9 protein-coding genes are annotated in these 24,610 nt (G+C 42.2%); 1 reads left to right on the top strand and 8 read right to left on the bottom strand.

Annotation, left to right across the window (positions count from 1 at the left end; translation table 11 throughout):
* Positions 1-250: 250 nt before the first annotated feature.
* The 3 genes from ABD769_RS17085 to ABD769_RS17075 all read right to left on the bottom strand — a co-directional run bounded on the left by ABD769_RS17085 (position 251) and on the right by ABD769_RS17075 (position 16,829).
* Positions 251-2,254, bottom strand: coding sequence for an OmpA family protein (locus ABD769_RS17085; RefSeq protein ID WP_344852605.1), 2,004 nt, complete (start codon positions 2,252-2,254; stop codon positions 251-253).
* 71 nt (positions 2,255-2,325) lie between these two features.
* Positions 2,326-3,327: a PorP/SprF family type IX secretion system membrane protein gene (locus ABD769_RS17080; protein ID WP_344852604.1), complete on the bottom strand. Its 1,002-nt coding sequence runs from the start codon at positions 3,325-3,327 to the stop codon at positions 2,326-2,328.
* 38 nt (positions 3,328-3,365) lie between these two features.
* Entirely contained in the window at positions 3,366-16,829 is a 13,464-nt protein-coding gene (locus tag ABD769_RS17075) for an Ig-like domain-containing protein (RefSeq protein ID WP_344852603.1), read from the bottom strand.
* 298 nt (positions 16,830-17,127) lie between these two features.
* On the opposite strand from ABD769_RS17075, the gene ABD769_RS17070 reads away from it, so the two are divergent.
* Positions 17,128-19,662 carry a hypothetical protein gene (locus ABD769_RS17070; RefSeq protein WP_344852602.1) on the top strand — a complete coding sequence of 845 codons (2,535 nt, stop codon included), beginning with the start codon at positions 17,128-17,130 and terminating at the stop codon, positions 19,660-19,662.
* A gap of 891 nt (positions 19,663-20,553) precedes the next feature.
* Here ABD769_RS17070 and ABD769_RS17065 read toward each other — a convergent pair.
* The 5 genes from ABD769_RS17065 to ABD769_RS17045 form a co-directional block, all read right to left on the bottom strand.
* On the bottom strand, positions 20,554-21,393 hold the full coding sequence (locus ABD769_RS17065; RefSeq protein ID WP_344852601.1) for an OmpA/MotB family protein: 840 nt from the start codon (positions 21,391-21,393) through the stop codon (positions 20,554-20,556).
* Positions 21,394-21,535: 142 nt separating this feature from the next.
* Positions 21,536-22,198: a DUF2461 domain-containing protein gene (locus tag ABD769_RS17060; RefSeq protein ID WP_344852600.1), complete on the bottom strand. Its 663-nt coding sequence runs from the start codon at positions 22,196-22,198 to the stop codon at positions 21,536-21,538.
* A 130-nt stretch (positions 22,199-22,328) separates the two neighbouring features.
* Complete coding sequence (locus ABD769_RS17055; protein ID WP_344852599.1) at positions 22,329-22,727, bottom strand: DUF983 domain-containing protein; 399 nt, start codon at positions 22,725-22,727, stop codon at positions 22,329-22,331.
* A 4-nt stretch (positions 22,728-22,731) separates the two neighbouring features.
* Positions 22,732-23,004, bottom strand: a complete 273-nt coding sequence (locus ABD769_RS17050) for a hypothetical protein (protein WP_344852598.1) — start codon at positions 23,002-23,004, stop codon at positions 22,732-22,734.
* 295 nt (positions 23,005-23,299) lie between these two features.
* Positions 23,300-24,610: a DUF4302 domain-containing protein gene (locus ABD769_RS17045; RefSeq protein ID WP_344852597.1), complete on the bottom strand. Its 1,311-nt coding sequence runs from the start codon at positions 24,608-24,610 to the stop codon at positions 23,300-23,302.

Here is a 24,610-nt window from a genome sequence, read left to right as displayed (position 1 = left end):
TTTAGATTACCAGTTTTCGGTTGGAGTTGAGGTTGAAAAAGAGTTGCCCGCAGATTAGACAGATTTACGCAGATTTACGGTTGGATTAATAGTATAGTTCGGGTTTTCACTACTTACTGGTTATTGGGTTTTGGTTTGTGAGGATACAGGACCGGGGCGGAGTTACAAATCCCGACCAACAAAATCCCAACCAACAACAAAAAAGCCATCTCCTTTACGAAGATGGCTTTACCGGGATGTTAATTGTATTCTATTTTTTGGTTACTTTAAATTCAGTTCTTCTGTTTTTAGCCCTTCCGTCGGGGTTATCTTTTTTCTTGCGTCTAACGATGATTTCGTTTGGTGCAATTGGCATCGACTCGCCGTAACCTTTGGAGGTCATCCGGGAAGCGGCAATTCCTTTGCTCTCTAAATAATCGGTACAAGATTTTGCCCTTCTGTTTGATAAATCGAGGTTGTACTCATCTGTGCCGATATTATCAGTATGTGAGCCTAATTCGATTTCCATTTCGGGATTATCTTCCATAATCGGGATGAGGAAGTCGAGCACTTTTTTAGATGGTTCGGTTAACTCGGCGCTGTTAAATTCGTAATAAACATTATCTAAAGCGATTGGAATGCCCAATTTGAAAGGACTTAGGCAGTAATCTTTATAAATTAAAGTATCTGCTTTTGCCAATTCTTCGTAAGCATAGTTTTTGGTAACGGCAAAATAATTGTCTTTTGCGAAAAGCAATTTGATTGGTCTTTTCGAATCTACTTTAAATTTATAGACGCCATCGGTACCGGTAACAACTTTTTGCGAACCTTCTGCATTGTTAAGCGTTACGTTTGCGCCAGCCAAAGGCAGTTTGGTTTTACAATCGGTTAGCAGGCCAGAAATTGATAAATATTCTTTTTTTACTTCGAATATTTCCAAACAGCATGATGATTCGCGGTCGGAACTGATGTACCCTTTTGTGCCTTTATCATCGGTTGCGGTGAAGTAAATATCGTCTTTTGATGAATTGAAAGGATAACCCATATTTTTTGGGGTGGTCCAATCAACCAGATCGCCTTCTGATTCAAAGAAATCAAGGCCACCAAAGCCTATTCTTCCATCGGTACTGAACAATAATTTTTTGGTTAGGGTATTGTAGTAGGGTGCACGTTCATCATCTTCGGTATTAATAGTGGGACCTAAATTTACAGCCTGACCCAATGAACCATCTTCGCGTATGGCACAATACCAAATATCGAACTTACCGTAACCCCCACTTCTATCAGATGAAAAAAGAAGAAATTTACCATCACTGGTAACAAAGGGTTGCGATGAGTTAAAATCTTTACTGTTTACCTGCAAGCCCACTGCCTGCGGATCAGACCATTTATCGCCGGTTTTTTTAGCACTGTAAATGGCGTATTTATCTTTATCTTTCCAGGAGGTGAAATAAAGCGTATTTCCATCTGGTGTAAAAGCAGCAGCTGCAATTTCGGTACCCCTTGCAAAATTGATATCAAGCTTCTTAACAGCAATATCTGCTGTATTTAAATCACCTTTGGCCGAATAAATATTATTGATAAATGGATTAGCTTTGGTTGATACCTGAACTTCGCCACCGGCTTCGGTTTTAACCATGTCTCTTTTGGTACCTACGGCAACCGGACGTGATGAGGTGAAGAAAAGTTCGTTGTTTATTTTTACCGCAGCATAGTTAGAACCAAGGCCATTTACATTAGCCGGAACTTTTTTGATCTGCACCATGCGTGGGAAACGCATTTCTTCGATGGCAAACTTACACGATTCGATTTCCTTTTGTGCTTCTTTAGCTAAAGGATCGTCGCCATTTTTTTGAATAAACTGCTGATAAGTATCAATAGCAAGGTTAAATTTTTTATTGGCCCTTAGGCTTTCTGCATAATAAAACAATGCTTTTCTGAAACGGGTATTTGTAAAAGTACTGGCTATGGCATAATATTTTTCGGCTTCGTTAAATTCACGGTACAGCCTGCTCGATTCGGCAAGGTTATAAATCGATCCTTCATAATCTTCTATCACTTTATCATCAGCCGCTGATTTTCTTTCCTTGCCATAAGGTAAAATGGCCTGGGTACTATCGCCTGTAATTTTAAGGGCTTTTTTATAAAAGGTAGATGCAGCATAGTAATCCTTATTTTCGAAATAAGTATCAGCAACCTTTTTATAATTTACCACATACTGCGCGTTAGCAAAACCGCCAAATGCCACTAATAAAATGAGTAATATTTTTTTCATCTTTATAAATTATTAATCGTTTTGCTATCGTTTTGAACGTTAGCTCGGTTTGTTAGCACTGATGATAAAGATTATAAACGCGGACAAAAAAAGTTTGGCCCGATAATTCCATTACGTCCAATTAAAGATACCGAAAGCTCTAAACCGCCATTACTGTTTGATGCACGGTTGAAAGTAGACGTGTTCACATCGTAACTCAGCCCGAAAACCATGTTTTTCAACTGCAGGCCAACAAAGGCGATTGCAGCATCTTTATTACGGTAATTACCGCCAAATAAAATGTTTGCTGATGGATTAACGTTTAATTGTGCATACGCACCTAACGAAACCTCGTTGGTATTACCCTGATACATAAATAATGCGTTGGGGACTATATCCAGCAGTTCGGAAGCTTTGATCCTTGCACCACCATGCGCGGTAAAGCGAACAGGAATACGTGAATTGGTACCAGAGAAACGGTCCATAGGGCGGGTTAAGTGCGCTGCACTGGCGCCTAAGAAAACGTTTACGCTTTTGTTTGGATTACCATCAAAGAACATGATCCCTGCGTTTACATCGGGCACCAGTGAAGACTGCGATGAAAGGGTTTCGCCGCTCATCATCCCGCCATCGTAACCTGATGTTGGATTAAACTGATTACCAAACCTGGCCTGAGAGAAATCGAAACTGCGGTTAATTACCCCGGCCTGTAAACCAAAGCTTACCATCTGCAAACCTTCGGCACCAAACCTTAAACGGTACGAACCCGATACCAGGGCAGAAAGGTAGTTGAAATCCAACTCCCCTGCCCTCTGGTTTAAAATGGTTGCACCAAAAGCGAAATTCTTTTTCGGGGCGAGATCAAAAGACGCACCACCCGTTAAGAAAGAACTGTTAAGTGCACTCCATTGCTGCTTAAAGTTTACAGTTGCGCGGTAATCGCCGTCTATTACACCCGTTAAGGCGGGGTTAAGGTATAAGGGATTTGCATAATACTGTGAAAAATGCGGATCAGTTTGTGCAAAGGATTTAGCTGAGCAAAGCAGTAATCCCAGCACAGCAACATATATTTTTAAAGCCGGTAGTATTTTCATGGTCTTTGGTTTTATCTGTTAATTATTAATCCTCTTCTTTATCTGATCAGCGTTATTGTACCTTTTCTCAGTGTGGTTGTTCCGTCGGTAAAGGTTACATCAACCATATATACATAAACCCCGATTGGTTGATTTACCCCTTTAAAGGTTCCATCCCATCCATTTGCTACGTTATCTGACTGGAAGATTAACTGACCCCATTGTGTGTACACACTCATTTTAGCGCTTGCGATGGTATTGCCGTAGATTAAGAATATATCATTCTTACCGTCGTTATTCGGTGTAAACGCATTTGGTATGTAAATCTGGTTTCCAAACGGATTGGTTGCTTTACCTGTTACTGAACCGTTTGCACTGGTTTGGCAATCAAGTACTCCTTTAGCCCTAACCGAGATACTTACACTTTGATCAGGTTTTAAGCCTGTAACAAAGTAGGTTGTTCCGGTTGGTCCGTTTGTTGGATTGATCCAGGTTAAACCATTATCCAGCGATACTTCGTAAGCTGTAGCACCTGCAACCGCAGCCCACGCAAAGGTGATGCTGTTAGGTGTTGTGGTTTGTACCACTACATCAGGTTTAGCCAGCACAGGAAGCACAGTTACCGTAACAGGCGTTCTGCCCGGACTTGCACAACCACCCACAGCTACAGCTTCTACATAGTAGATGGTGGTAGCGCTTAAGTTTGGCGTGGTAAAGGTTATACCTTCTGCCAGTACCGGACCGTTAGAGCTTGCAGCATACCACCTGTACACTAATCCTGTTACTGGATTATTTACCGTTAATATGGTCGAGCTGCCTGCGCAAAGTGTTCCGTTTGCAGCTGTTACTGATGCTGGTGCAACTGGTACTGGTAGTGCAGTTACATTTACCGGTGTTCTTGATGTTGATATACAGCTTCCGTTTGCACCCTCTACATAATAAGTAGTGTTTGCAATAACAGCCGGTGTTGTAAAGTTTACGCCAGTACCTACCGGTGCGCCACCTGCTGCGGCAGTGTACCAGTTATAAGTAACCCCTGTTTGAGGGTTGGTAACTGTTAATACTGCAGGGCTTCCTGTACATACACTCACTGATGATGAAGCTACAGTTGGTACGGTTGGTTTGGCATTTACGGTAACGGTTACTTTAACTCGGCCACCGTTGTTATTACATCCGCCTGTACCAATTGCCAATACATAGTAATCTGTTGTGGCAGTTAAAGCAGTAACATTATAGCTTGTACCCGTGAATAATAAATTACCACCAACTGCTGCATTGTACCATTCGTAAGTAACACCTGCCTGTGCATTGGTTACTGTCAGGGTTGCACCATCACCTGCGCAAATGCCTCCGTTCGGAGCAGATACCACAGGATTGTTTGGCAATGCATTTACAGTAATGGCAACCGCCCTTGCTGTTGCTGCAGAACTTTCGCATCTGTTATCACCTTTAACGGTTACATAATAGGTTGTATTTGCAGTTAACACCGGGGTAGTAAATACCGGACCAGTAAACACGACTGTATTTAAAGTGGCATCACTGTACCAGGTAAATATCGGGTTGGTAACTGTTGTGCTGGTTGCGGCCAATGTTGCGGCTGCATTTGCACAAACCGATGTTGAACCATTTACCGTAATATCTGTTGCGCTGGCAACCGGATTAACTTTAATGGTTACCGCTACCGCGTTTGCAGCAGTGTTTTCACATTTATTAGTTCCTTTAACAGTTACATAATAGGTTGTGGTAGTGCTTAACACCGGTGTGGTAAATATTGGTCCGGTAAAGGCCACACTGGTTAGTGAAGCATCGTTGTACCAGGTAAATACCGGATTGGTTACCGTTGTACTGCTGGCATTGATTACTGCTGTACCCGATCCACATACGATTGCCGGAGTTGATAAGGTAATATCAGCAGCGGTTGCGCCTGCATTTACTGTAACTGTAACCACTTTTGCATTTGCAGCAGAACTTTCACATCTGTTATCACCTTTTACAGTCAGGTAATATTTAGTGGTTGCCGTTAATGCTGGTGTATTGAAAGTTGCACCTGTAAATACCGGGGTTGTTAAGGCAGCATCGCTGTACCAGGTAAATACCGGATTGGTTACGGTAGTAGTGCTGGCTACCAAACTGGCTGATGAGCCTGCACAGATGGTTGCATCTGCTGCGGTAACATCAGTTGCCGAAGCTACAGGATTAACCACCACATTTATTGATTTAGCCGTTGCTGCACTGTTTTCGCACTTGTTGTCGCCTTTTACCGTTACATAGTAAGTGGTGTTGGCAGTTAACGTTGGTGTAGTAAATACTGCACCTACAAAGGCTACATCAGTTAAAGTTGCATTGGTGTACCAGGTAAATACCGGGTTGGTTACCGTTGTGCTGCTGGCGGTTAATACTGCTGCAGAACCTCCGCAAACATTTGTTGAACCATTTACCACAATATCTGTGGCAACTGCAATCGGGTTAACCTTAATGGTAACTGCTGCAGCATCTGCGGCACTGTTTTCACATTTATTGGTTCCTTTTACGGTTACGTAATAAGTGGTGGTAGTGGTTAATACCGGTGTGGTAAATATTGGTCCGGTAAAGGCCACACTGGTTAACGAAGCATCGTTGTACCAGGTAAATACCGGATTGGTTACTGTTGTAGAGCTGGCATTGATTACTGCTGTACCCGATCCGCATACCAAAGTTGGTGCTGATAAGGTAATATCTGCAGCTGTTGCAGCCTGGTTCACATTAACCGTTACCACTTTAGCGGTAATTCCTGAATTTTCACATTTGTTATCGCCTTTAACCGTAACATAATATTTAGTGGTTGTGGTTAATACTGGCGTTGCAAATGAAGCTCCTACATAAGCTACCGAAGTTAAGGCAGCATCATTGTACCAGGTAAAGGTTGGGTTGGTAACCGTTGTGGTGCTGGCCACCAAAGTAGTACCCGATCCTGAGCAAATGGTTGCATCGGCCGCGGTAATATCAGAAGCGGTAGCCACCGGACTAACGGTAATGGTAATTACCCTTGCCGTACCAGGTGCATTCTCACATTTATTATCACCTTTTACTGTTACATAATAAGTGGTAGTGGTGTTTAATGGTGGTGTAGTATATGTTGCACCAATGAAACTTATATTGGTTAAAGCAGCATCACTATACCAGGTAAATACCGGATTGGTTACTGTTGGTGAAGTTGCACTCAACACTGCCGATGAGCCTGCACATGCTGTTGTACTTCCGTTCAGGATAATATCGGTAGTGGTAGCCAACGGATTAACCGTTACAGTAACTGCTTTCGCATCTGCTGCGGTGTTTTCGCACTTATTGGCACCTTTAACACTTACATAATAAGTGGTAGTGGCCGTTAAACCAGTTACAGTAAAAGTTGGACCAGTAAATACTACACTGGTTAATGAAGCATCACTGTACCAGGTAAATACTGGTTGCGTTACCGTGGTGCTCGAAGCCATTAACATTACAGTAGAACCCGAACAGATTTGGGCATTGCTTACCGCAATATCTGCTGCGGTAGCAAAATCTTTAACCGTTACGGTAACTACTTCAGCGTTGGATGCAGAATTTTCACATTTGTTATCACCCCTTACGGTTACATAATAAGTAGTTGTTGCATTTAATACCGGTGTGGTAAAGTTTGGTCCTACGTAAGCTACTGTTGTTAAAGCTGCATCGCTGTACCAGGTAAACACCGGATTAATTACTGTGGTTGTTGAGGCAGATAATGCTGCGGTTGATCCTTTACAGATCGAAGTAATTCCGCTTGCGGTAATATCAGCATCTGTTGCAGCCGGATTAACCGTTATGGTAATTGGTTTTGCTGTTGCCGCGGTGTTTTCGCATTTGTTATCGCCTTTAACCGTTACATAATAAGTGGTTGTGGCATTAAGTGCCGGCGTAACAAAACTGGTTCCGGTAAACGCTATCGAAGTTAAGGCAGCATCATTGTACCAGGTAAATACCGGATTGGTTACTGTTGTACTTGTTGCAGTTAAGGTAACTGAAGAACCACCGCAAATGGTGCTTGTTCCAGCTAAATTAATATCTGTTGGGCCTGCAACCGGATTTACTGTAATGGTAACCTCTTTTGCATTACCCGCTGTGTTAGGACATTTATTTGTTCCGCCAACAGTAACATAGTATTTCGTTGTTGCTGTAATGGCCGGAGTAGTAAATACTGCACCTACAAAAGCAACCTGTGTTAAAGCTGCATCGCTGTACCAGGTAAATACCGGGTTGGTTACTGTTGTGCTGGTTGCAGTAAGTACTGCGGTACCAGAAGCACATAATGAAGTTGTTCCGGTTACGGTTAAATCGGTAGCTAATGCTGCTGGATTAACCGTGATAGAAACTTTTGTACGGGTTGAGCTCGGACAAGCTGCACCACTTACAGCTTCTACAAAATAATCGTAGGTTCCTGCCGCCAATGTTGCAGGCGTATTAAAGCTGCTGTTGTTGGTTACCAACATGTTTCCGCCAACTGCTGCATCGTACCAGTTGTAAGTAATACCTGCAACTGCCTGCACACTTAAAGTAGCCGATGTACCGATACAGGTTGTAGCCGGATTGGTTGTTGACGGAACAGGCGCTACTGCCGGTGGCAATACGGTTACTGTTATTTTAGTACCTAAAGTTTCGCAACCATTGGCTGTTGCTGTTACCGAATAAAGGTAATTATCAGCCAATAATGCCGGATCTGTTGTGAAAGTTGGTCCGTCTTTTCCTGCCTGATAAGTGGTGCCGATGTACCATTTGTACACTACACCTGCCTGCGGGTTCTGCACGCTTAATGTGGCAGATGAACCCTGACAAACACTTACCGCATTCGACGTTACTACCGGAGCAGTGATTACCCTTTGTGCATAATCTAAATTAACAGAGGTTAATGCACCAAGCAAACCTGAGTTTAACCTCAGTTCGGCCCCATCAAACCTGCTGGTTGGTACGAATGTTAATATGGCCGATGTTCCGCCTGATAATAATTGTAAGTTGATTAATGGGTTAGATACAGAAACTGCATCGTTATTGCTGGTTGTACCCTGGAAAGTTGTTACTGTTAAGTTGTTTAACACCCCTACCGAAAGCAAAGTTCCTGGCGTTGTAATTTTTACCCTTAAAGTATCACCTACATTTGACAGGCCTATAAAACCGACCTGGTGGTAAACAGATGCGCCCAATAAGCCAACCGGGATAACCAGGCTAGATCCTGTATTAATATCGTTATCAACCGCAAATGTTGGGTTATAAACACCTGCCAATAATGCTACACCCGTTACACCGCTTGCTACTGTAGTGGTTGCCGCGCCGCATGGGGTAACCACAGGGTTGCCGTTAGGCACCACCGTTACGGTTACCGTTGCCCTGCTGGTTGCAGTACATCCGCCAGGAATGGTCGCCTCTACATAATAAGTAGTGGTGGTGCTTAATTGTGGCGTTACATAAGTTTCGCCAGTATATACCGGAATGGTTCCGTTTGCAGTAGTGTACCAGTTAATGGTTGCTCCTGCTGTGCTTGATGTTGCTTTTAATACCGCAACAGAACCTTCACTGATGGTGATTGATGGTGGCGTAATTACCGGAACATCAATCGTTCCAAGCACAATTTTGCCTTCAGTTCTGGTTGATGAAGTACCGCAGCTGTTAACCGCAGCCATAAAATAACTTCTGTCGGCCGTAATTAATGGTGTGGTAAAGTTATCACCTGTAAATAACACAGTCGTAGAAGTTGCCGTATCGTACCAGTTATAAGTTGTGCCAGCAACCGGGTTTTTAACCTGGAAGGTAACTGAAGTGTTAGGACAGGTATTAACCGCTGCCGAAAGGAGATCAGGAGTAACCGGAGCAGGGTTTGTGGTCACGTTTACTACTGTTTTGTAGCTCACACAACCTGTTGCAGATACTGCAGCCACATAGAATTTAGTATCGCCGGTTAAAACAGGGGTGGTAAATATAACACCGTCTTTACCGCTCAGATAAGTTCCGGTAGCATCGTACCACCTGTAAGTTAAACCTGCTGATGGATTACTCACCTGCAATTGAGCAGTTGAGCCCACACAAGCAGTAACATTAGCAGATGCTACAGTTGGTGCAACCAGAACACGTTGTGCATAATTTAAGTTGATTGATGTTAAGGCACCCAATACACCTGAATTTAACCTTACTTCTACTCCATCAAATACATTGGTCGGAACAAAAGTGATTAAGGCCTGTGTATTACCACTCAACAACTGAACATTTAATAAGTTATTGTTTAACAATTGCGAATCGCCATTGCTGTTCGTTCCAACATAAGTGGTGACAGTCGCATTGCCCAATAATGAAAGTGACAATAGTTTTCCTGGTGAGGATACCAATACACGTACGGTATCACCCACGGTAGATAGTGATCCAAAACCAACCCGCTGATAAACCGATGCACCAAGTGCGCCAACCGGCATAACCAGTGATGAGGCTGTTTGGGTATCGTTATCAATAGCTAAAGCCGGGTTAAATACACCTGATAATAAGGATACACCGGTAACGCCGTTAACCTGTGTGGTAGCCGCCTCGCAAGGAACAGGATTTGGCGATCCGTTACCATCAACTGTAATGGTTACCTGAACGCGGCTTGCCGAAGTACAGCCATTGGTAGAAACCGATTCTACATAATAAGTGGTGGTAGCCAGTAACGGAGGGGTAACATAAGTTGCTCCTACATAAACCGGTGTTGTTGAGGTATTAGAAGTGTACCAGTTGAAAGTATTGGTTGGATCAGCAGAGGTTGCTGTTAAAATTGCGGTCTGTCCTGGACTCACGGTTGATGAACTTGCAGTGACAACAGGCAACACCGGACGAGGATTAACCGATACCGCAGCTGCAGCACGTGCCGCACTGGTACAGTTTCCTTGCGATGCTTCTACATAATAAGTAGTTGCCGCTGCTAAAGCCGGAGTTTGGAATACCGAACCGGTGAATACCAGATTACCAGCTGTTGCTGCATCGTACCATTTGTAAGTTACCGCCGGATCAGGGTTAGCAACCGATAAAGTAGCTGAAGATCCTTCGCAAACATTGGCAATGGTTGCCAATACCGGAGTAGCTAATGCTGGTGTAACGGTTACAGTTACCGGAACCCTGGTTGCATTTGCGCAGGTTCCTTTGCTTACCTGGATATAATAAGTAGTGGTAGCAGTTAAAGCTGGCGTAGTAAAGGTTTCGCCAGCGGCCAGTTGTGTTCCGCCGGTTGGCGCATCAAACCAGGCCAATGTTGTGCCACCGTTGGCAGTTGCAGTTAAAGTTGCTGTGCTTCCGGCGCAAATGGTTTGTGCACCTGCTGTTACAGTTGGGTTAGGATAAATAATGGTTGCGCCATAAACATCTAAACTGGTTACTGCAGAAACTAATGCACCGAAACTCACTTGTACCCTATCGTAAGCACCGCCTGCCAATATAGTCGCAGCGAAACGGTTGCCCGAAAGCAACTGAAGATTTAATAATGAAGAATTTAACTGAACTGTTCTCACCACTGTGGTACCGTTCATTACATTTAAGGTAACATTACCCAATGCGGTTAAATCCAATAAACCACCTGGTAAGGCTAAATCTAAACGGATGCTATCTGTAGCCGTTCCAGCTGATGGGAAAATTAATTGCTGATATCCCGATGCACCAACACCTACGGAAAGCGATATCCTGGTAAAGTTAGATGGATCTGCATCAGTAGAATTTCCAGGATTGGTTACGCTACATAATAAGCAGATTCCGGTGATACCAGAGTTTTGTGAGCTTGCAGCATTACAAGCTGTACCGCCACCGTTGTTTAATACGGTAACCGTTACCGCAACACGGCTTGCGCTTTTACAACCACTGGCATTTGTAGTTTCTACATAATAAGTTGTAGTTGCGTTAAGTACAGGTGTGGTGAAAGAAGTACCAGCTCCTACCTGTGTTCCGCCTGTAGCAGCATCGTACCATTGGATGGTATTACCAGCATCTGCGGTAGCTAATAAAGTAGTAGACTGACCAGCATTGATCACCTGGCTGTTGGTGGTTACTGTTGCAGGCGTTGCCGGTGGATTAACGGAAACATTTACAGCAGTTCTGCTACTCACCGCAGTGCCGGATACTGCTTCTACATAATATACGGTTGGTGAGGTTACCGCAGGTGTTACAAAAACACCTGTATTATTGGTTGCTAATGGGGTATTTCCTGTAGATGCATACCAGTTATAAGTTACACCTGCCTGTAAATTGCTAACACTTAAAGTAGCCGGACTTCCTGAGCAAACTGTTGCCGCAGCAACGACCGGAGCGTTTACGGTTACGTTTAAGCTGTAAGCTGTAGTCGCCTTATTACCATTTGCATCTGTTGCAGTTAAAGATATAGTATAAGTTCCACCTAAAGTTGGTGTTCCTGTTATTTCTCTTGTCGCGGTATTAAAACTTAATCCCGGAGGAAGACCGGTTGCCAGATAAGTATATGGCGCTGTTCCACCGGTTACTGCTGGTAAAGTTTGTGTCGGATAAGCCGTACCTACAATACCGTTCGGTAAAGTTGCGCCAGGTAATGTAAGTACACCAATTACTTTAAGTGCATAAGTGTTACTTGCTGTTCTGCCTTCACTATCTGTAGCGGTAACACCGATCGAATAATTTCCGGCCTGGGTAGGTGTACCCGAAACCTGTCTGGTAGCCGGGTCAAAAGTTAATCCTGCAGGAAGATTGGTTGCCACATAAGTATAAGGACCAACACCACCGGTTGCTGCTGGTAAGGTTTGCGTAGCATATACAGTTCCTTCTGTTCCGTCAGGCAAAGTTGCTGCCGGTAACTGTAAAGGATTAACAATGTTTATGGTATAATTACTGGTTATTGTTTTTCCATCGGCATCAGTAACGGTTACTGGTACCGTAAAAGTTCCTGATTGTGTAGGTGTTCCTGTAATTGTTCTGGTAGCCGGATCGAAGGTTAATCCCGGAGGAAGACCAGTTGCCGAATAAGTATAAGGTGTTGATCCGCCCATTGCAGATGGAATAGTTTGAGGCGTATAAACGGTTCCTGTGGTTCCATCAGCTAAAGTTGCTGGTGGTAAAACCAATGGATCGGTTACTTTTAAGGTATAGTTAGCCGTAATGGTATTGCCATTGGCATCGGTTACGGTAACCGGTATGGTAAAGGTTCCGGTTTGAGTCGGTGTACCTGTAATTTCTCTTGTTGCCGGGTTAAAAGCCAATCCCGGAGGAAGACCTGTAGCCGAATAAGCATAAGGACCGGTTCCACCTGTTGCAGCCGGAATTCCGTTAGTAGTATATGCTGTGCCAGTTACACCATTAGGCAATGCTCCCGGAGCCAGTGCCAGTGCAGGTGTGGTTGTTAAGGTAAAAGTTGCTGTTGTGCTGCAGCCTTTGCTATCGGTTACCACCACATCAAATGTAGGGTTACCGGTTGCAGTTGGTGTTCCGCTTACCAATCCACTTGTAGATAAAGTTAAGCCTGCCGGTAAAGTGCTGCCCGAAGCAAGAGCATAGGTATAACCCGGTGTGCCTCCTGTTGCCACCGGAAGTTGTTTGCTATAAGGAGAAGCAATTGTAGCATTGGTTAATGTTGTGCCTGTAAATACAATTGCCGGATTAACGGTAATGGTTACCGGAACCCTGGTGGTATTAGAACAAGTGCCTTTGCTTACCTGAACATAATATGTAGTGGTAGCAGTTAAAGCCGGGGTAGTGAAGTTTGCGCCTGTACCCACCTGTGTACCGCCTGTTGGCGCATCAAACCAGGCTAAAGTGGTACCGCCATTTGCAGTTGCGCTTAAGGTTGCGGTACCGCCTGAACAGATCGATTGCGCACCTGCGATAAATGTTGGATTAGGATAAACAACGGTTGCACCATAAATATCTAAACTGGTAACTGCTGAAACCAAGGCACCAAAGCTCACCTGAACCCTATCGTAAGCGCCACCTGCCAAAACAGTTGCTGCAAAACGGTTGCCCGATAAAAGTTGAAGGCTTAATAATCCGCCGTTTAACTGTACAGTTCTTACCACTGTAGTACCATTTAATACGGTAACTGTTACATTATTTAAAAGTCCAACATCAGCTAAACCGGTTGGTAAGGCTAAATCTAAACGAATACTATCAGTAGCTACCCCAACTGAAGGGAAAATTAATTGCTGATAACCATTTGCGGTAACACCTACAGCAAGAGAAATCCTGGTGAAGTTGTTCGCATCGGCATCTGTTGAGTTACCTGCGCCGGAGACAGCACATAATAAACAGATACCGTTTATACCTGTATTCTGACTGTTGGCTGCATTACAAGCAGTTGCACCACCACCGTTAATTACGGTTACCGTTACCGGAACGCGGCTTGCGCTTTTACATCCGTTGGTACTGGTGGTTTCTATATAATAAGTTCTGGTTGCTGTTAAAGCCGGTGTAGTAAATGAATTTCCTGACCCTACCTGGGTACCTGCAGTTGGTGCATCAAACCAGGCAATGGTATTACCGGCATCAGCTGTTGCAGTTAAAGTTGTGGTTTGGCCAGCATTAATTACCTGATTGTTGGTAGTTACTGTAGCCAAGGTAGCTGGCGGATTTACCGAAACACTAACCGATGTTCTTGCACTTACAGCCGTTCCGGAAACAGCTTCAACATAAAACACAGTTGATGAGGTAACCACAGGCGTTGTAAAGGTACCGTTGTTGCCAGTGGCTAATGGTGTACTTCCGGTAGAAGCATACCAGTTATAAGTTACTCCGGTTTGAAGGTTGCTTACCGTTAAAGTGGCGGAGCTTCCCGTACAAACTGTTGCAGAAGCTACCACAGGATCATTTACCGTTACTGCTAATGCATAAGTAGTAGTGGCTTTATTATTATTTGCATCGGTAGCCGTTACCGAAATGGTATAATTACCACCTTGTGTTGGCGTGCCGGTAATTTCTCTTGTAGTTGGGTTAAACGATAATCCCGGAGGAAGACCAGTTGCCGCATAGGTATATGGGCCAACACCACCGCTTACTGCCGGTAAGGTTTGTGGCAGATAAGAAGTACCCACAACGCCGTTTGGCAAAGTCCTGGTTGGCAAAGTTAACGTTCCATTTACCTTTAATAGGTAATTATTACTGGCTGTTTTACCCTGGCTATCCGTTACTGTAACACCAATGGTGTAATTACCTGCCTGTGTCGGTGTACCGGTAATTTCTCTTGTAGCAGGATTAAATGATAATCCGGCAGGAACACCAGTTGCAACATAGGTAAACGGACCAACACCGCCTGTTGCAGCCGGTAAAGTCTGCGTAGCATAAACTGCTCCTTCAGTTCCATCAGGCAAGGTTGCCGCTGGTAAAACCAATGGATTGTTTACTGTAATGCTGTAATTGGTGGTTACCGTTTTGCCATCAGCATCGGTTACCGTAACAGGTACAGTATAAGTTCCGGCAGTGGTTGGAGTACCCGTGATGGCTTTGGTAGCCGGATTAAAAGTTAAACCCGGAGGAAGTCCCGTTGCCGAATAAGTATAAGGCGTGGTTCCTCCCGTTGCAGTTGGGATAATCTGCGTGGTGTAAACCGTTCCTGTTGTTCCATCAGCCAAAGTAGCGGTTGGCAACAATAAAGGATCAGTGATTTTTACAGTATAATTTGAAGTAAGGGTATTGCCGTTCGCATCAACAACCGTAACCGGAATATTGTAAGTTCCGGGTTGAGTTGGTGTTCCGGTAATCTCTCTTGTAGCCGGGTTAAAAGTTAAACCCGGAGGAACACCAGTTGCTGTATAAGTATATGGCCCTGTGCCGCCAGTGGCAGCCGGAATAGTCTGCGTTGAATAAACCGTTCCCGTTATGCCGTTTGGCAATGCACCCGGCGTAAGTACCAATGCTGTGGTAACCGTTAAACTATAATTTGCAGTTGCTTTACAGCCTTTGGTATCAGTTGCTACAACCGAAAAAGTATAAGCATTTGCCACCGTTGGTGTTCCGGTAATTACCCCTGCTGATGATAAAGTTAAACCTGCCGGCAATGTGCTGCCCGCCGCTAAAGCATAAGTATATGGGCCTGTTCCTCCCGTTGCTACATCCAGTTGTTTTGAGTAAGCAAAACCCGGCGTTGCATTGGTTAAGGTAGCTCCGTTAAAAATAATCTGTGGGTTAACCGTAATTACAACCGGCACCCTGGTCGATTCTGTTGTACAGCCTATTCTTCTGGCAGCAACATAATAAGTTTTGTTGGCCGTTAATGCCGGCGTGGTAAATGTACCATTGTAAGCAACGGTTTGTAAGGCGGTTCCACCTTCTACCACATCGTACCAGATTAATTGGTTGGCACTTGAGGTTGTGGCAGTTAAAGGTACTGTAGTGTTGTAACATGCAGCAATGGCATTACTTGCCGGTGCGGTAAAAGTTGGTCTTGGTGCCGAACGGGTTGCACCATAAACATTAAGCGTTTGGGTAAGGTTTACGGTTAAAACCGATCCTAAGGTAACTTTTATCCGGTCGAATACCACTCCTGCTCCCGGAGAAAAAGGTATGGTTACCGGCTGACCGCTATTGAGCAAGCCAAGTAAATCAAGATTTAATGTAGTTGGAACCGATCCGGTATAAACCTGGGTGTTTCCGTTATAAGCCGTTATCGAAATGTTCTGTAAAACTCCGGCGGTTAATAATGCTGGTGTAGTGCTGAACCTCAGGTTAATATCATCACCAGGATTTGAAGGCGTTGTAAAATAAAAATTTTGGCTGATGGATGAAGCCACGCCAAGTACGCCTAAACTTAATGTAGAAAAATTATTGGGATCGCTATCAATCGCCCTTTCACTATTGGTTACACCCGAACTGCCCAGTTGTAAAGCATCAAGCGTTATTCCTGTTCCCTCATAACCTGTGCTAAATGCCTGTGCACAAGGATCGGTACCCGAAACATAAAATGCATTGTAAACCCTGGTACTGTTGGTTACCCCAAGTAAAACCGCATTGGTAACGTCTTTAATATATATACGGTCATATGCCTGTGTTGGCGTTATGGCCACATAAAAGAAACCATTGGCATCTTTTACAATCCTGATATTATCTGTCGAGAAAGCCGCTGTACTACTGCCTGTTAATACAGTTGAGGCACCGTTTCTGGCGCCTACCTCGAACGAGTGGTTGCCCAGAACTACCGTACCACCCACGTTAGCCAGCAGGCCGCCTAAACTTCCTCCCAGCAATCTGTTCAGGATGTCTCCGTCAAAATCTATTCTGATGAAGGAAGTTATTCCCGCATTAACCGCAGCCGGATATCTTAATTCCAGCTCGCCGCTGTATCCACCAATACCAACAGCAACTCCGCCATACGAATTTACCGTAGCGAAGGTGTTATCGTTCAGTGTAGCGTTGTTCGCATTATCGACCCTGCTTTGTGCAGATACGGTATTCGCAAAAACTTTTGTTTGCGCATACGATTTTGAGTAGAAGAGCGTTAATAGAATGATGACTGCAACACAGGTATTGCGGATTATCCCTATTTGGGACGAAAAAGTAGGAGTTTTCATCATGTCAGGCGTTATTTAGAAGACTTACTATGTGGGATGCTACTGTTAGGTAATTATTTTTTCAGGGGCATTATATAATTATGACAAATCTATATCTAGAATAGCTACCTATCCTATCCATTGCTATTCATTTTTATGAAATGCGTTTCATTCATTTTATTCATACAGACCATTCTTCGTGAATAGATTTCTTCAATTGTGAAATTATGATGACATTAGCGCTAGTCATCCCATCAGTCAATTCATGAACGCTAACGATCTCCTTATCGAACTCAGGAAGTTTGTCCTAATAAAATCTGGTTTGAGAAACATCGACCCAGCCCATTGTAAGATTATCTCCGAGTATGTATTTCAAGAAACCAAGAACTACGTAAGTGAAACTACTATAAAGCGCTTCTTCGGCTTCGCCAATACCCTACATAAATTTTCGTTGTTCACGCTGAACAGCCTTTCGCAGTATATCGGCTACAATGACTGGGATGCATTTTGTAAAGACAAGGAAAACCAAACCACTTCTGTTCAGAGTGTATGGCAGGATTTAAAGCTGAAAGCACATGCCATTACCGACGTATCGTTAATTGCAAAAAAAAACAACTCTGGTGTTCCGTTTAATGCCACGGCGAACAGAAGCTTTTTCTATCCCGATTTTGATTACTTTTTAAAAAACAACTACCAGTTTACTACGGTAAGTGCACAGCCAGGCCAGGGGAAATCAATTTTGCTGGCGCACATGGTGGAGTATTTTTTCTTTTCAGAAAATGCCCTCTATAAAAACGACATTGTTTTAATGGTAAACTCTACAAGCATCAATACCATTATGCAAAGCGGAGCGACCTTAAAAGACTGGTTTTTAAAAGAATTTAAGTTTGGAAGCCTGAGCGAACTGATCGGTTTTTTTAAGAAAAACCCCGAAAAACGTGAAGGCCGGTTTATCATTATTGTGGATGGCATTGACGAACTGTTGGCCAGAAGCAATTATTTTAAAACATTTATAGATTTTTTATACAGCATAGAAGAGAACAATTTTGTTAAGCTTGTTTTCGGACTGCGCACCAATAGCTGGATTAATTTACAGCCCGCCATTTACGGATCTGCATCTTTAACCAAGGCCTGGTACACGGGCCTGTTTTATGATGAAGATACCTTAAGCAATGTGCCGCCCTTAAATGCCGATGAGGTATTGTACACCCTCAGCCACATCGAAAATAAAATTATTAACCGATCTGATGTTAGCCCTCCCCTGCTGGCCCAGTTTAAAACGCCATTCTGGTTGCAGGTTTATTTCAAACTCAAAGATGAAAACCACCATCTCGAGCTGAGTAATCCTTTATTGTGTTACGAATTAATCAGTTATTTCTTAGAAAAACGCGTATTCCTTGCTAAAAAGAGTACCGAAAAGATATTTTTGCTCAAAAAAATAAGCGATTGCATTTCAGAAGGGAACAAAAAACTTAGGGTATCAAAAGAAAAGATCCTAAGCTACATTAACTGCTATCCTGATGCCTATGAAGAACTTTTGCACGCGGGGATTATTATTGAAGAAAAGCGGTTGAGTACAACCATTCCGACCGAGATTGTCCGTTTTTTAAGCGACGATATTTATACATATTTTCTTTTTATCCAGATTACCGATAAGTTTGAATATAAACCCGGAAAATCATTTTTCGAGTATATTTTAAACAGTTTTCCGGCACAAAATTCGCGCAGAGACCATATTTTAAACTGGTCGATCAGGTTCTGCATCAACAGAAATGAAATTGCGGCCTTAAAAAACATTTTCAAACTTCCCTTTACCAACAGGGAGAAAAACAGTGCTTTCGATTTTATTTGTTATGTATCTAAATTCGAACTCGGCAAGCCCAATTCGAACTTTAATAAGTTAAGTATCGATGTCGATTTTGTTGATATCATGGCCTCCGGGCGTACCATGAGTACACTTTACAAAGAAACGATCAAAACCATTTCGGAGAATGTACTTAACGAAGATATCCAGATTATGCTGCATGTAATAGAGTGCAATGTAAACCTGATTGACGTAGATAAAGTATCGCTGGCCAATACCATGCAACTCCTGAAAAGGAATTACAAAAGACTGAATGAGCTCTTTCCGATCAACCCTTACGATTTAATCCTCTATTTCTACAATAACCTGGTTAACAAACCCAACGAAAGTAAGACCCTTGAAGATAAAATTATTAAACTTTGCCAGGAAATAGACAGAAGCAACCCGCGGAAAAATGAAGAAATCACCGCGACTGAAATTTTATCGTACCGCCTGGTGTTGATTACGCTTTTCTCGCAAAAAAGCTATGCAGAATGCCATCGCTTTATTATGGCCATTTTAAGCAAATATCCGAATATTTTTTACATCAGGTATTCCGTTTTCTCGCCATTTCTATTGCTTCATTTGGGCCAAACCTATATAAAGCTCAACTATTTTAAAAAGGCACAGCGCATTATGCAGTTTGTAGATAAGATCATCAGCAGCGATTATACCTACCATACCAATTTTATACTGGCCAGCTTTAGTATTTTTAAGGCAAACTTTTATAATGCCACGAATAATTATGAACAGGCCCTGATAGAAGCCAATGCAGGACTCGAAATTACAAACCGGAACGATTTTAAAATGTTCGAGATTTCGCTATTGCTAAGTAAAATCGACACCCTAAAACACACAGAAGAATCAGAAGAAGTATCAAACGTAATTAAAGAACTGCTTAATTTTTTAACCGTACACAAACTTTCTATGCCAGATTATTCGAACCTGAGCGGCAGTGAATTTGAGCATACCTTTAAGATTTTAAAATCATACCGCAGGCACCAAAACCTGTAAAAGAGGATTTTTTCTTCAAAAACTATAAGTTTCTCATTTTCTAATGTTAACACTTTTCTGGTTTAGAGCGCAAGGCCTGTACAAAGCAATAAGTTTCTTCACGTTTTTCGCTTTACGCTTCGCTTCCTCGTGCCTCGTTGCTGTAGGGTAACGCTTCAACCGGGGCTATGCGGCAAAACCAGCTTTTCATTTTTAAGGTTGCAGGGTGCACAAGCCCTTGTTCCTAAACCCGACAGCAGCGAAAATACTTTTTGTTGGTAGCAACCCTGAATATGTTGTCATGCTGAGGTACGAAGCATCTGCAACCTATGAAAGATGCTTCGTACTTCAGCACTACGGTAGCACAAAAAGATTGTAGCAAATGGCGGGACTGCAAAATCCTAAGTACTACTGCACCTTCATTTTCTAATCCTTAAAAAACCGATTTAAATGTTAACACTTTTTTGGTTTGGAGCGCAAGGCCTGTACAAAGCAATAAGTTTCTTCCCGTTTTTCGCTTTACGCTTCGCTTCCTCGTGCCTCGTTGCTGTAGGGTAACGCTTCAACCGGGGCTATGCGGCAAAACCAGCTTTTCATTTTTAAGGTTGCAGGGTGCACAAACCTTGTATTTAAACCCGACAGCAGCGAAAATACTTTTTGTTGGCAGCAACCCTGAATATTGCTGTCATGCTGAGGTACGAAGCATCTGCAACCTATGAAACAAAGGCTTCGTACCTCAGCATTACAGTAGCACAAAAAGATTGTAGCAAATGGCGGGACTGCAAAATCCTAAGTACTACTGCACCTTCATTTTCTAATTCTTAAAAAAATTTAAATCTATACACAAAAGCCCTGCAATTGTTGCAAGGCTTTTATATATCGGTTAGCGGACTTGTAAACTGCCAACTTAAATTACTTAATCAGGTTATAAAGTTCATCCAGTTTGGGAGAAAGCACAATCTCGATCCTTCTGTTTTTGCTTCTGCCCTCTGCATTTGCGTTGGTACCCAATGGCTGGAATTCGCCTTTACCGGTAGCCGTCATCCTCACGCTCTCTACCTTTTCGTTCTCCGTTAAATAACGTACAACTGATGTTGCCCTGAGCACACTTAAATCCCAGTTATCTTTAATCTGCCCCAAATTGTTTATTTTCTGGTTATCGGTATGGCCCTCAACTGCAATATTAATTTCGGGCTGCTGCTTTAATACATTGGCCAATTGGGTTAAAGCCTGTTTACCTTTTTCATCAATAATGATACTTCCTGAAGGGAATAAGAGTTTATCGGTTAAGGAAACATAAACCTTACCGTTTTTAATTTCGACAGTTAAACCGCTTTTGGTAAAGCCCAATAAAGCCTGTTGCAGTTTTTCTTTTAACGAGTTGGTGGCTTCATCGCGTTTGCGCAGCACTTCTTCCACTTCTTTTAAACGTTTCTCGCGGGCAGCTAAATCGCCTGATAGCTTGGTGATCTCGCTTGAAGAATTGTTTTTAAGTTTTTTATAGTTCGCATCAACGGTATTGTAGCTATTTTGAAGGTCGCGAAGCTCTTCGGCCATTAAAGTAGTATCCTTTTTCAGTTTGGCAACTTCTTTTTCCAAATTTTCGATTTTAATTAAACCTTCGTTAAAAGCGGTATAAAGTGAATCTTTCGATCCCAATAAAGCTTTATACTTTTTAGGAGACAGCACCACACAGGAGGTTAGCGAAGAAAAAAAGAGGAGAACGGCAAAGGCAAGAAAGGTATTTTTCATTGTGTTATTTGGGGTTAATTGGTTCACTGTTCATTAGTTGATGGTTCATGGCTAATAGCCAGATCTGGTTAATGGGTTAATTGTCGCTTGGCGCCTAACGCTTATCGCCAAAACAGTTAACCAATTTATACGATTTATACAGTTAACCATCTATTGCGTTCCGTAAAAATGCAACTAAAGGTTGTACTGTTTTAAAAGAACTTATCAACTTATTAACGAGGTTCGGTTTTAAAAATTCTTCATCGCTGATTTTGGTAGTGGCCTCGAAACTTTTCAGTTTTAAAAATTCGATGTTCGGATCTGCCGGATCATATCCTTTCGGGGCATTTTTAAGCGCATTATCAACACCTAGCTTAAAATTTTTCCTGAAATCTTTTTCGTTGATGATTTCTTTAAAATCGCCGATGTTATAGTCAATTTCCTGTCTGATTAATTTTAAATGTGACGCTTCAGGCATCCAGTAGCCACCAGCCAGAAAACCCTTGCCCGGCTGGATGTGCAGGTAATAACCCGGCTCGTTGCCTCCCTTGCTTTTTGCAGAAAACCAGATACCGAAATTATTTTTATAAGGATCTTTATTTTTACTGAAACGTACATCGCGGTAAATGCGCAAAAGGCTTTTTTTAGGATCTGTCTCTGCCGAAAGTAACGGATCTACTTTGGCCAGCTCTGGAATAAGCGCGGCGACAAGCCCGAGCACATCAGCTTTTGCGGTTTCGTAAACCTCTTTATTGGCAGCAAACCATTCGCGGTTATTATTTTCGGCTACGTCTTTTATAAAATTTAGCGTTTCTTTTTTAAGCATACAGTTTTATGGTTAACTGGTTAATTGTTTTAATCGGTTAACCGGCTCTAAGGCCAGCCACAAATTTCAAACTCGTTTAATCAGTTAATTGTTTGATCTAACAGTTAACCGGTTTATACAATTTAAACAATTAACCTTTATCATAATACGGCTTGTATTTGATATTAGGCGACAAAACATGAAGCAATATAATTCTCGAATAACGGTAATTAAAGGGATACAGGATAAAACAGCCTGTAAAAATGACGATCAGATAATGCCAGAAAGTAGCATCAGTAAGCGGTCCGAAAATTAAATAAGTAATGAAACTGGCAAAAAGCATTTCGATTACGTTCATTGCATAGCTTACATACATGGCGGCGTAAAAGTAACCGGGTTCGATTTCTATCCGCTGTGCGCAATGACCGCATATTTCTTTGGTATGCTGAATGTTCCAGCCGTACATGCTGCCTGTAAAAATGTTTCCCCTGCGGCAATGCGGGCATTTACAATGCGCAATGGCATATAACTTTGAAGTTTGCCCCTCCACGCTTTTAATTTAAATTAAAAGGTTCTTTTTTCATATTGAGGTGGATATTCTTTTTACGGTATTTTTTATACCAAACTACCCCCACAATTATTGCCATTAAATATGGAACAGACAAAAGGTATAATACCCCAGTATTTAAACCCGCCGTTTGTGTATTGCCATTTTTAACACCCTGTTCGGCATTTATGGTACACATAGAACATTGTGCATGTAAATTAGGGCTTACCGCAAAGGTAAATACCAGCACAAACAGGATAAAAATTGCTTTCTTCTTCATGAGTTACAAATATAAGCATAAAACGTTTGGAGGGGTTTAAAAATTATGTCATAAAAAAACCTCACTTTTTAGGGTGAGGTTTTTAAAAGATATCTGGATTTAAAAATATAATTTCATGGCCATATCCTAATCATCAATATGAATTAATCCATATATAAAAGTTTTTCAGTCTAAACCAGTGTTAAAAAATAAGTTTATCGAACAATTAAGAACCATAATGGCCCTGAAAAAACAAAGACTTTTGAACTGATTTTTATAACATCTTAAAATCTGGATATTCTTATTTATTAAATAACTATAAAGCACCATATATAAATGAACTGGAATCAGCAGTGCGATAAAAACCACCTAATAATGGACTATTAGGATTCGTACTGGTTACCCAGTCGATTTTAAATGGACCTGTTAACATATAATTTGTTAATGGCAGCAATTGTGTCGCCCTGGTTGTCCAGTTTCCGTTATAAACCGGAGCGCTCAAAGTAAATACATCACCAACGCGTGTATAGGTATAATCGGCAGCAGCTATAAATGCACTTGTACCTGATGTGTAGGCAACTTCGACATGAAATGCATCATTACCGGTCAAACTCATAAATGTGGAAGTAATAACCCTTCCGCTACTGGCAAAATTAGCTACCATACTATTATACACTGATGAAAAACCAGAAGTTACACCCGATGTTAAGCCTGCAGATGGAATGGTTATTCTCCTGTAAGTATAAGAAGACGGGAATCCGAACATCAGCGAAAGCGGCGTAATTGGTGTAGCCGAATTCTGCAGCATATACCTTGTAGAACCAGCTGTAATGTAATATACTTTGTTCGTTGGATCGTATTGAAGCTCGTTAAAAGTAATGCCGTTATAAGTTAAGTTACCGCTTAAAGTAAGTTTGTTAATTCCATGTGCAAAAGTTACCGATTGAGTTTTTACTTCAGTACCATTGATGTAACTTAGCTTTACAACCTTTGTTGCAGGATCAATCGAAATAGCCACTTTAATATTATCTGCAAAAATAATATAAGGATATCTGTTCGCAGTTACGTAAGCAGCATTTGCATCCATCATGGTTTTCAACCCCCCGGCAACAATACTTGCCGATTCAGCTTCCGATAGTTTTATCATCGTCATTGCGTTGCCATTAAAAATCCCGTTCATTTTTAAACTGTCACCACTGGCTTTATCAAATGCAAACTCGAAATCTGATTTCAGTCCGGTTGCACTTGTTCCGCCACTTACGCTGGCATCAGGATCGGCCGCTAAATGGATATAACTGTAAGTATCGAAAATCAGGGTTGGAAACTGTAGCGCTTTTAAGCGGTAAGTGCTCTCTTTTAGCGTTGTTGCAGAAGTGGCGTTAAAATCCGAAAGCATGCTTATTTTACCACTTGCATCGAACTTCAAATAGTAAGAATATCCTTTACCTCCCTTTGGGTAAATAGTGGCTTTCCATCCGTTGACTGAAGCAAGCAGTTTTGCCTGGTCGGCAGCTAATTCTGCTATTAATCGTGCATCAGGATCGTCAAAAACCGGATCGCTATCTTTTTTACAACCAGTTATAAATACAGTTACAACCAGCATTACATATAATAATTTATGTTTCAT

The organism is Pedobacter jeongneungensis (genome assembly GCF_039538295.1).
Lineage (GTDB): Bacteria > Bacteroidota > Bacteroidia > Sphingobacteriales > Sphingobacteriaceae > Pedobacter > Pedobacter jeongneungensis.
The sequence above is the reverse complement of the archived record's forward strand: the minus strand, read 5'-3'. Positions and strand labels throughout refer to the sequence as shown.

Excerpts from the sequence above, each read along its gene's own strand:
- ABD769_RS17085 (WP_344852605.1), bottom strand. The coding sequence starts at position 2,254 with ATGAAAAAAATATTACTCATTTTATTAGTGGCATTTGGCGGTTTTGCT.
- ABD769_RS17080 (WP_344852604.1), bottom strand. The coding sequence starts at position 3,327 with ATGAAAATACTACCGGCTTTAAAAATATATGTTGCTGTGCTGGGATTA.
- ABD769_RS17075 (WP_344852603.1), bottom strand. The coding sequence starts at position 16,829 with ATGATGAAAACTCCTACTTTTTCGTCCCAAATAGGGATAATCCGCAAT.
- ABD769_RS17065 (WP_344852601.1), bottom strand. The coding sequence starts at position 21,393 with ATGAAAAATACCTTTCTTGCCTTTGCCGTTCTCCTCTTTTTTTCTTCG.
- ABD769_RS17060 (WP_344852600.1), bottom strand. The coding sequence starts at position 22,198 with ATGCTTAAAAAAGAAACGCTAAATTTTATAAAAGACGTAGCCGAAAAT.
- ABD769_RS17050 (WP_344852598.1), bottom strand. The coding sequence starts at position 23,004 with ATGAAGAAGAAAGCAATTTTTATCCTGTTTGTGCTGGTATTTACCTTT.
- ABD769_RS17045 (WP_344852597.1), bottom strand. The coding sequence starts at position 24,610 with ATGAAACATAAATTATTATATGTAATGCTGGTTGTAACTGTATTTATA.